The sequence below is a fragment of the Streptomyces odonnellii genome (assembly GCF_000981895.1).
Classification (GTDB): Bacteria; Actinomycetota; Actinomycetes; order Streptomycetales; family Streptomycetaceae; genus Streptomyces; species Streptomyces odonnellii.
In genome coordinates this window covers 1-5,046 of sequence record NZ_LATD01000466.1, presented here as the reverse complement: position 1 = coordinate 5,046, position 5,046 = coordinate 1, and the positions used below count along the sequence as shown (strand labels likewise).

Below are 5,046 nucleotides of genomic sequence, written 5' to 3'. Positions count from 1 at the left end.
CCCCATTGCGGCGCCCGCTCGCCCGCGCCCTGGCCTCCGCCTCCGCTTCCGCCTCCGCCGCCCGCTCCGCCGACGCCGCCAGCGCCGATTCGGGCAGTGGCGCGGAGAGGATCGCCGCGATCTCGGGCCGCGGGGCCGGCGGAGGCGCGCAGACCCCGCCCAGATCCTTCGCGCGTACGGCCTTGGTGATCCAGGACCGGTCGAGCACCCGCCGCTCGTCCGCCTCGGCCACCAGATCCTCGGACTGGTTGTAGTCGCCGTCCGCGGCCTGCACCGCCCAGAGGTGTACGGCGACACCGTGCTCCTTGGCCGACATCAGCCCCGGTAGCAGATCCCCGTCCCCGGTCACGAGCACCACATCGGAGCATGCGCGATTTCTGGCCAGCTCGGTCAGCTCCGCGTGCATCGCCGCGTCGACGCCCTTCTGCGCCCAGCGTCCGTCACTCCGGGTGAGCGCACCCAGCCGTACCGTCACTCTCGACATCACCCGCAGCCTCCGGTGCTCCGGCTGCGGGACCCGGTCGGGGGCTCCGTCGAACCAGTAGATACGGAGCAGTGGCCGCTCCGTATCGGCCTCGGCACGCTCACGCAGGCCCTGGATCAGGGCGGCATGATCGACGGAAATACGGGAACGCGCCGGTTCTCCGGCGAGAAGACTCGCGGCGGCGCCCAGCAGATAGCCGGCGTCCACCAGGACGACGCAGCGGTCCACGCGTTCCACCCTCTTTCGGGAACTTCGGGGTCGGGAGATCGGGAGTTACTGCGGGTTTGCTTCGAGTCTGCCCGACGGCAAGAGGCTTAACGTCCGGAACTCGATCATCGGCGTGGCGGATCAGGAATGAGCCGGCGCCGGATCGGCGACCACCGGTGTGACAAGGCACCACTACACACGGCAATGATCCAAAATGCGGCGTTTTCTGGCCTATGTGACTCTGAACGCGGCCCTGGAGTCCCGACTCATCCCCGCAGGAGGCAGCACCATGGCCAAGAACAAGAACCGCGACCACCGGGACCGAAGTAGCAAGCAGCCGCACCGCGGCGAATCCCCGCGCGGCACGGAGGACAGGGGGTCCTCGTCCATGGAGGACAGGTCGGAGGAGAGGCTGTCGAACATCTCCCCGACGGACGCCGCGCCCAAGGGCCGGCAGAAGCGCTTCGGCCACAACTGACGTACGCGGACACGTTCCACGACGCACGAGGGGCACGCCCATCAGCGGGCGTGCCCCTCTTCTGTGCACTGAATGCGTTTGTGCGCCGAGTACGCTCCGAGCAGCCCCGGAACCGCGGGCCTAACCCGCCAGACAGGTCGGGCCGAGCAGCACCTTCAGGTCGCCGAACAGCGCCGGATCGGGCTGGACCCGGTGCCGGTCGAGCCGCAGCACCGTCGTCTTGTGCGCGCCCTGGAGCTTGATCCTGACCTCGGAGTTCCCCCGGTGGTGGCTCAGGATCTCACCGAGCCTGCTGATCATGGGCGGGGTGACCTTCACCGTGGGGATGGTGATGGTGACCGGCGCGTCGGTCCCGACCGCCGACACATCCGGCACCGCCAGCTCCATCGCGACCAGCCGCGGGACGTCCTCGCGCTTGTCGAGACGCCCCTTGACGAACACGACGGTGTCCTCGACGAGTTGCGTCGAGACAAGCTGATACGTCGCCGGGAAGAACATGCACTCGATGGATCCGGCGAGATCCTCGACCGTCGCGATCGCCCAGGCGTTGCCCTGCTTGGTCATCTTGCGCTGGAGGCCGGAGATGATCCCGCCGACCGTGACCACCGCGCCGTCCGCGTGCTCACCACCGGTGAGCTGGGCGATCGCCGCGTCGGCCTTGTCGGACAGCACATGTTCGAGACCGAAGAGCGGGTGGTCGGACACATACAGCCCGAGCATCTCGCGCTCCTGCGCGAGGAGGTACGACTTGTCCCACTCGATGTCGGAGAACTCGACGTCGAGCCCGAAGCCCGGCTCGCTGGTGTCCTCGTCGCCCATCCCGCCGAAGAGGTCGAACTGCCCCTCGGCCTCCTTGCGCTTGACCTGCACCACGTTGTCGATCATCGTCTCGTGGTGCGCGACCAGCCCCTTGCGGGTGTGGCCCATCTCGTCGAAGGCGCCAGCCTTGATCAGCGACTCGACCGTGCGCTTGTTGCAGACGACCGCCTCGACCTTGTCCAGGAAGTCGGGGAAGCTGCTGTACTTCCCCTTCGCCTTGCGGCACCGGATGATCGAGTCCACCACGTTCTGCCCGACGTTCCGCACGGCCGTCAGCCCGAACAGGATCACGTCGTCACCCTGCGCCGCGAAGTTCGACTGCGACTCGTTGACATTGGGCGGCAGCACCTTGATGCCCATGCGGCGGCACTCGTTCAGATAGACCGCCGACTTGTCCTTGTCGTCCTTGACCGAGGTCAGCAGCGCCGCCATGTACTCGGCGGGGTGATTGGCCTTCAGATACGCGGTCCAGTAGGTGACCAGTCCGTACGCGGAGGAGTGCGCCTTGTTGAAGGCGTATCCGGCGAACGGGACCAGCACGTCCCACAACGCCTGGATCGCCTCGTCCGAGAAGCCGTTCTTCTTGGCGCCCTCCTGGAAGAGGACGAAGTTCTTCGCCAGCTCCTCGGGCTTCTTCTTGCCCATCACGCGGCGCAGGATGTCGGCCTCGCCCAGGGAGTACCCGGCGATGATCTGGGCGGCCTTCTGCACCTGCTCCTGATACACGATCAGGCCGTAGGTGAGGCCCAGGACCTCCTTGAGGGGCTCCTCCAGCTCCGGGTGGATCGGGGTGATCTCCTGCTGCCCGTTCTTGCGCAGCGCGTAGTTCGTATGCGAGTTCATGCCCATCGGGCCCGGCCGGTACAGGGCCGAAACGGCGGAAATGTCCTCGAAGTTGTCGGGCTTCATCAGCCGCAGCAGCGAACGCATCGGCCCGCCGTCGAACTGGAACACCCCGAGCGTGTCGCCGCGCCCCAGCAGTTCGAAGGTCTGGGGGTCGTCCAGCGGCAGGGCGAGGAGGTCCAGATCGAGCCCCTTGTTCGCCTTCACCATCTTGACGGCGTCGTCCATGATGGTCAGGTTCCGCAGGCCCAGGAAGTCCATCTTCAGCAGGCCGAGCGACTCACAGCTCGGGTAGTCCCACTGGGTGATGGTCACGCCGTCGGTGTGGCGCACCCATACCGGCACATGGTCGGTGATGGTCTCGCTGGACATGATGACCCCGGCGGCGTGCACACCCATCTGCCGGACCAGGCCCTCCACACCCTTGGCGGTGTCGATGACCTTCTTCACATCCGGCTCGTTCTCGTACATCCCCCGGATCTCGCCCGCCTCGCTGTAGCGCGGGTGCTTGGGGTCGGTGATGCCGTTGAGGTCGATGCCCTTGCCCAGCACATCGGCGGGCATGGCCTTGGTGAGCCGGTCGCCCATCGCGTACGGGTAACCGAGCACGCGGGCCGAGTCCTTGATGGCGTTCTTCGCCTTGATCTTGCCGTACGTACCGATCATGGCGACCTTGTCGGCGCCGTATTTCTCGGTCACGTACCGGATGACCTCACCGCGCCGGCGCTCGTCGAAGTCGATGTCGACATCGGGCATCGAGATGCGCTCGGGGTTGAGGAACCGCTCGAAGATCAGCCCGTGCTCGATCGGGTCGAGGTCGGTGATCCCCATCGCGTACGCCACGATCGAGCCGGCCGCGGAGCCTCGGCCGGGGCCCACCGCGATGCCGTTGTTCTTCGCCCACATGATGAAGTCGGCCACCACCAGGAAGTATCCCGGGAAGCCCATCTCGATGATGATGCCCATCTCGTACTCGACCTGCTTGAGCCGGTCGTCCGGGATGCCGTTCGGATAGCGGCGGGCCATGCCGCGCATGGTCTCCTCGCGGAACCAGGTGACTTCGGTGAAGCCCTCCGGCACATCGAACTTGGGCATCAGGTTCCGCTCCTCGAACCAGCCCTCGGTGTCGATCTGCTGAGCGACCAGAAGGGTGTTGGCGCAGCCCTCCTGCCAGGCGTCGGAGGAGTCGACGGCGTACATCTCGTCGGTGGACTTGAGGTAGTAGCCGGAGCCGTCGAAGCGGAAGCGGTCGGGGTCCGAGAGGTTCTTGCCGGTCTGGATGCACAGCAGCGCGTCGTGCGCGGTGGCCTCGTCGGCATAGGTGTAGTGCGAGTCGTTCGTGACGAGCGGGGGGATGCCGAGCTTCTTCCCGATCTCCAGCAGCCCGTCGCGGACCCGGCGCTCGATCTCGATGCCGTGGTCCATCAGCTCCAGGAAATACCGGTCCTTGCCGAAGATGTCCTGGTAGTCGGAGGCCGCCTGCACCGCCTCGTCGTACTGCCCGAGCCGCAGCCGGGTCTGGAGCTCGCCGGAGGGGCATCCGGTGGAGGCGATCAGCCCCTCGGACCACTGGGCGATGGTCTCCTTGTCCATCCGCGGCCACTTCTGGAGCCAGCCCTCCGCGTACGCGTCCGAGGAGAGCCGGAACAGATTGTGCAGCCCGGTCTTGTTGGCCGCCCAGATGGTCTTGTGCGTGTAACCGCCCGAACCCGACACGTCGTCCCGCTTCTGGTGCGGCTGCCCCCACTGGATCTTCCGCTTGTTGCGCCGCGACTCCGGCGCCACGTACGCCTCGATCCCGATGATCGGTGTCACGTTCGCCTTCTTCGCCTGATGGAAGAAGTCATAGGCACCGTGCAGATTGCCGTGATCGGTCATCGCGATGTGCGACATGCCCATCTCATTGCACGCCTTGAACATGTCCCCCAGCCGCGCGGCACCGTCCAGCAGCGAGTACTGGGTGTGGACATGCAGGTGCGTGAACGGCGGCTTGGTCACGGTGAAGGCCTCCAGCGAACGTACGACACTGTGTGTTTTCCCGGACGCAATCCCCGGGCCCCCGGCCGCGATCAGCCTTGGGGGGACAGCGACGAAGTCTACGTCCCGGGTCTGACAACCGGCGGGCACTCCCGAGTAACGTCGGGCGTTGCCACTGCGGGGCTCCGGCTCCGCCGGATCCGGGTATCACCCTTCCGCCCCACCCCCCATTGTCACC

3 protein-coding genes are annotated in these 5,046 nt (G+C 66.5%); 1 reads left to right on the top strand and 2 read right to left on the bottom strand.

From position 1 onward, the window contains the following. The coding region (locus WH07_RS33115; protein WP_157877479.1) for an NYN domain-containing protein at window positions 1–721 on the bottom strand (721 nt) is incomplete at its 3' end. A gap of 184 nt (window positions 722–905) precedes the next feature. Here WH07_RS33115 and WH07_RS33110 point away from each other — a divergent pair. Then, window positions 906–1,169, top strand: a complete 264-nt coding sequence (locus WH07_RS33110; protein WP_332836390.1) for a hypothetical protein — start codon at window positions 906–908, stop codon at window positions 1,167–1,169. 120 nt (window positions 1,170–1,289) lie between these two features. Here WH07_RS33110 and dnaE read toward each other — a convergent pair whose 3' ends face one another. Further along, entirely contained in the window at window positions 1,290–4,829 is a 3,540-nt protein-coding gene (gene dnaE, locus WH07_RS33105; RefSeq protein WP_046508368.1) for a DNA polymerase III subunit alpha, read from the bottom strand. Between the last annotated feature and the right edge of the window lie 217 nt (window positions 4,830–5,046).

Excerpts from the sequence above, each read along its gene's own strand:
- WH07_RS33110 (WP_332836390.1), top strand. The coding sequence starts at position 906 with ATGCGGCGTTTTCTGGCCTATGTGACTCTGAACGCGGCCCTGGAGTCC.